This is a genomic window from Bartonella sp. AP9QHHD, assembly GCF_042195625.1.
Lineage (GTDB): Bacteria > Pseudomonadota > Alphaproteobacteria > Rhizobiales > Rhizobiaceae > Bartonella.
Genome location: NZ_JBHIOP010000014.1, coordinates 1 through 4,403, shown reverse-complemented (window position 1 = coordinate 4,403; position 4,403 = coordinate 1). Strand labels below are relative to the sequence as shown.

Sequence of the window (4,403 nt, the reverse complement as noted above, 5' to 3'; positions counted from 1 at the left end):
TTTCTACTTGCGCAACACGGTACAAATAACTCTCTGGCAAACCATAACGCGCTGCCGTTTGCCGTATCGCTTGATTAACAGAAGGACTAGAACGGGTCATTTCGCGTACTCTATTGAAGCACTAGGACCTAACCCTTTTGCTACAGCTCTAGAAACAATCTTCAAGCCTTCATCCGTTATCACACCGGCTTTATGCCACTTCAAAGCACTTTGAATCAATTTGGCAATTTCATTGCGCTCCATTCCTTTAACGCCAAAAGTTGCTAACTTCGCTATACCGCGCTCTAGCTCTTGTCTTGCCCGTAGCGCCTCTGGAGCATTCGGGTGGAAAAATATGTTTCGTGCTAATTTTAGAGATTCAGTTGGCCAATGCAAAAAATTTGAAAAATTAATTCCATCAAAAACAGAAAACTCAGGAGTGCCTTCAAATTTGCTAAAAGCCTCTTTTGCTGCATCAGAATAGAATTGCTCCTGATCTACTGCCTTTTTAAAAGTAGAAAACCGTTCCGGTCCTATGGTCCTTTCAAGATTCTCAGACGCAAGATTTTGTTTTAAAAGTTTAGAAAATTCATTAATAGGGTCATCACTTTTTCTGAGTAAATCATCTAAGGCATTTCTCATACCCATCTGATAGGTATTATTTTGTTTTGTCCAATTCCCTTTAGAAAGATTTTCCTTAACTGCATCCCTTTCAATACTCTTTTCAAGTTTCGTGCCTAGAGCTTGTCTACCCTTCTCAAAACTATCTGCAAAATTTTTGAATTTTGCTGCACTACCACGCGCTGCTTGATAAGTAGGAGAGATTTGATCCATTATTTTTACTAAATCTTGTTTGAGGATTTCGTATCCTAAAACCTTCTGGTTATCGCCATGTTTCTTACTTTTTTCGATTAAATCATCAAGAGACTTCTTGGTTTGATCTAATAACTCTATCGTAGGTTTATAGTTTATACTGCTAAACTTTCTATTATAAAATCGTCTAGGATTTATACTGAGGGGGTGTTCCTCTAAAGTCTTAACAGCTTCTTTGAGAGCTCTTTGAAACCCTTTATTTTCAAAAAGTTTATTAAGAGCTGGATAATGTTCTTTTCCTATTGGAATTTGCTTCGCTTGTTCATAGAGATGATCATGAGCCTCTTTTCCTTGCCGTTTAAGTGTCCTGCTTAAAGTATCTCTATGCTGGTATGGAACAATCGTCTGCTCCATCATATCATCAAGACGTTGAACAGAACCGCCTAATCTTTTCTCATGCGCTTGTTTCAAGAGATTATAAACATCTTCATTTGTTTTAGACGCATTCCACAAAGTCTGTCGTAGTTTTTCATTAATATCTGTCAAAAATACTTCCTGAGGTTCTGAGCTAAGACGTTCCGTGATCTTTTGGGTTTTATTATCGTAAAGTTGCTTGGCAACTTCTCGCAAAGCTTTATTTGAAACCTCTTTACGAGCAGGATTAAAATAATTCCTCACGACAGGAGGTGACTTTAAAGCATTTCCTAAACTACGAACTGCCTTAGAAATACCCATACCTCCTAAAGCAGCAACCGGCGTCAAAACTGCCCCACCAACACCACCGGCTAATGCCGAATTCACCGTATCATTGTAACCTTTTCCTGCACCAGAACCATGTAAAGCTCCAGAACCTGCCCCAACAATAGCTCCCCTACCTAAACTTCCTAAAGTCGAGCCTGCTCGCAAAAAATTTAATGCGGGAATACCCAAAGATGCTAATGTTGGTAAAATCGAACCAGCAATATAAGCACCAGAAGACAACCATGGATATTTCTCTTCCAAGGCTTTTTGGTAAGCGCGTTCCTTGGCTACTCTTCTGTTATAAACCTCTACTGCTTTCTTATCACCACGCCAATAATCCGTAAAACCTGCTTCATTCGCCGCTTGTATCTCATCACTGTACCCTGCTGTAAGACCAGATGTACCATGGCTTCTAACAGCATCCCACCACGTAAGATCTTTATCATCAAATGCAAAATCTTTGAATGTTTCTTGAGTATTTGGAATATCTTGAACTGGACCAATTACTTTATATTTCCTAGCCCACTCAGGGAGACGTGATTTATCATAATCCTTAAGTTCAGGATAATTTGTTTCCTTTTGAACATCTTCAGCAATACCAATAACCTTATACTTTCTAGCCCATTCAGGAAGAAGTGACTTATCATAATTCTTAAGTTCAGACATGAAACACAACCTATTTTCTTATAGTCATTCTTTTACCATCGGCATCAATAACAATAAAATCTGCTCCTTTCGGTAAGGCTTCAATTTCTTCTGCACTTTTTACTACAGGCGCATTTGCACTATGTCCTTGCTGTGGAGCTTTAGAATGCGACTGTGAGGTAACCTTATCAACACTCTCTTGCGTTAATTCAATGCTGCTGTCTTCTAGCAATTTCAATACGTCTAATTTCATCTTAGCCAAAATCTGATGGATTTTTTTCAACCTAAACAAGAGCTCTTTATGACCCAAGTCGTACTTTATCTCTCCTAAATAGCTCTTTAAGATATCAAGCTCTCTTTCTGTAAGGTTACCAAAACCAGAAGCACCATTGCGTGAATACCGTCTCATCGTTTCTAAACGGTCAATACCTATACGGTTTTTAATGGAATCAAGCAGTGAACGCATATCACGGTGTTGAGGAACCTTAAAAGAAGCTTGCCAATCAGCAAGATTTCCCGTAGCCCAATCACCATTCTCTTCTATATAATTCATAAAACGTTCAATGTCATGGAGTGTATTACTACTGATAGCTTCACTATTTTTAAGATCTATTGTTTCTCGTAGGCGGTCCATTTCTTCTTTAGATCTAGCATCATAACCGCCGTTCACTTTTTGTAATAGAAAAGCATTCAATGCATCTTTATTCCCAGCCATGAACCGCGCCTCTTCTTCACTGTACCCTTTAGATTTTAGATATTCGACGGTCTGATTAACCTGCCCTCTTTGTTTATCTCCTTCGTTAAGACGCTTCACACCACTTGCAAGCGCATCCCACCCAGAACCGCCTGACGGTGCTGCCGACATACCTGCAAAAAGATCTTGAAGCTTTTTATAAAAATCAGACTGGACAAACTTTTCAAAACCAGTTCGAGTATCTACTGGAGAAGTTTGTGACTGTGGTGTTGAAGCTGCCTCTACTATAGGCGTAAGTTGTTTAATCTCCTGTGCATTAGGGAGTGGTGGATGATTACCAACACCAAATGGTATTTCTGCTTCAGGAACCACATAAGGTTCCTTCTTCTCATGATATACTCCATCCGGAACAATAGTTCCTATTTGAGAAGGCGCAAGAGAACCACTCTCAAACGGTTTATCAATAGAAATTGCACTAGGAGTAGCAGGACCTTGATGCTGCTGTATGACTCTCTGCAACAGATTCATTTTATCAATAGGTCTCTCACCAATCTTCGGAATAACCATTCCTAATAGCTTTCGACCATAGATCTCTTCACGCTTTTGGCGTTCTCTTTCTTCTTGAACTGTAGACCATCTCCTTCTATTGCGTTTTAATGTAGGTGGGAGATGTGTACTATGTTGTATTAAACCATCTGCTCCTATTCTAGACATTCTAACTAAAGGATGTTCACCTTGATCAGGAGGAATAAAAAAACGCGAAATGTTATCGAACCAAGAACTTTTTTCCATTTCTTTCTTTCCTATACACCGAATTTTTTGCCTAAAAATGCGCCAAAAGGTTTAGAAATATCAGGGATACCCATAAAACTTGTCGCAAGACCTGCTACTGTCGCAAAATTCTTCCAAGGGTCGTTGCCTTGCATCATAGAGGCTGTATTATTATTCGTTNTATTTGAGGCGCCCAATTGATTTTGATTGGCTTGGTCTATCATGGCATTGGCTTGCATCATGCGATCCGCATCACGATTATACTGGTCTGCTGTAGCACTTGTGGACAAAGCACCAAGTTCATTTGCTAATACACCTGCATGTGCACCGGACCCATAACGACCCGCACCTGCAAAAGAGCTGTTAATCGTATCTCTTACACGGTCTAAGCTATTTTGAAGGGCGGCATTAAAAGACGGATTCTGTCCAACCATATCACCAGAAGCCACTCTTCCAAGATTGCTTGCTGTCAACGTTGGATTGTAAATCGTATTCATCAAAGAGCGATTTTGATAATGCTGTGGAATACTTCCAAGACCACCAATTCCATAGCGCGTTTGATCACTTAACGGCGCTACACGAGGACCGCCATAAACATTCCCACCCGCCCCTGTATCATACAGATTATACGCATCCGCACCACCTCGCTTAAAGACATTCTGCATCCAAGCAGGAGGGGCACTTGTCTGCACCTGCTTCTGTTCTGTCGTTGCTGGTCTACTGCTCCCCATGTCACAATTCCTTCCTATAATAAAGCATA

At 40.2% G+C, this 4,403-nt stretch carries 2 protein-coding genes and 1 pseudogene; all 3 read right to left on the bottom strand.

Going from position 1 to position 4,403, the window contains the following annotated elements; genetic code table 11:
- A pseudogene (locus ACFIK4_RS00960) lies at positions 1-100 on the bottom strand (lytic transglycosylase); the annotation flags it as partial.
- On the bottom strand, positions 97-2,199 hold the full coding sequence (locus tag ACFIK4_RS00955) for a glycine zipper family protein (RefSeq protein ID WP_375674602.1): 2,103 nt from the start codon (positions 2,197-2,199) through the stop codon (positions 97-99). The gene ACFIK4_RS00955 and the pseudogene ACFIK4_RS00960, both read right to left, overlap by 4 nt.
- Positions 2,200-2,209: 10 nt before the next feature.
- On the bottom strand, positions 2,210-3,664 hold the full coding sequence (locus ACFIK4_RS00950) for a hypothetical protein (RefSeq protein WP_375674600.1): 1,455 nt from the start codon (positions 3,662-3,664) through the stop codon (positions 2,210-2,212).
- Positions 3,665-4,403 lie beyond the last annotated feature (739 nt).

What these genes read in the sequence shown, in the direction of transcription:
- ACFIK4_RS00955 (WP_375674602.1), bottom strand. Translation starts at nt 2,199, where the DNA reads ATGTCTGAACTTAAGAATTATGATAAGTCACTTCTTCCTGAATGGGCT.
- ACFIK4_RS00950 (WP_375674600.1), bottom strand. Translation starts at nt 3,664, where the DNA reads ATGGAAAAAAGTTCTTGGTTCGATAACATTTCGCGTTTTTTTATTCCT.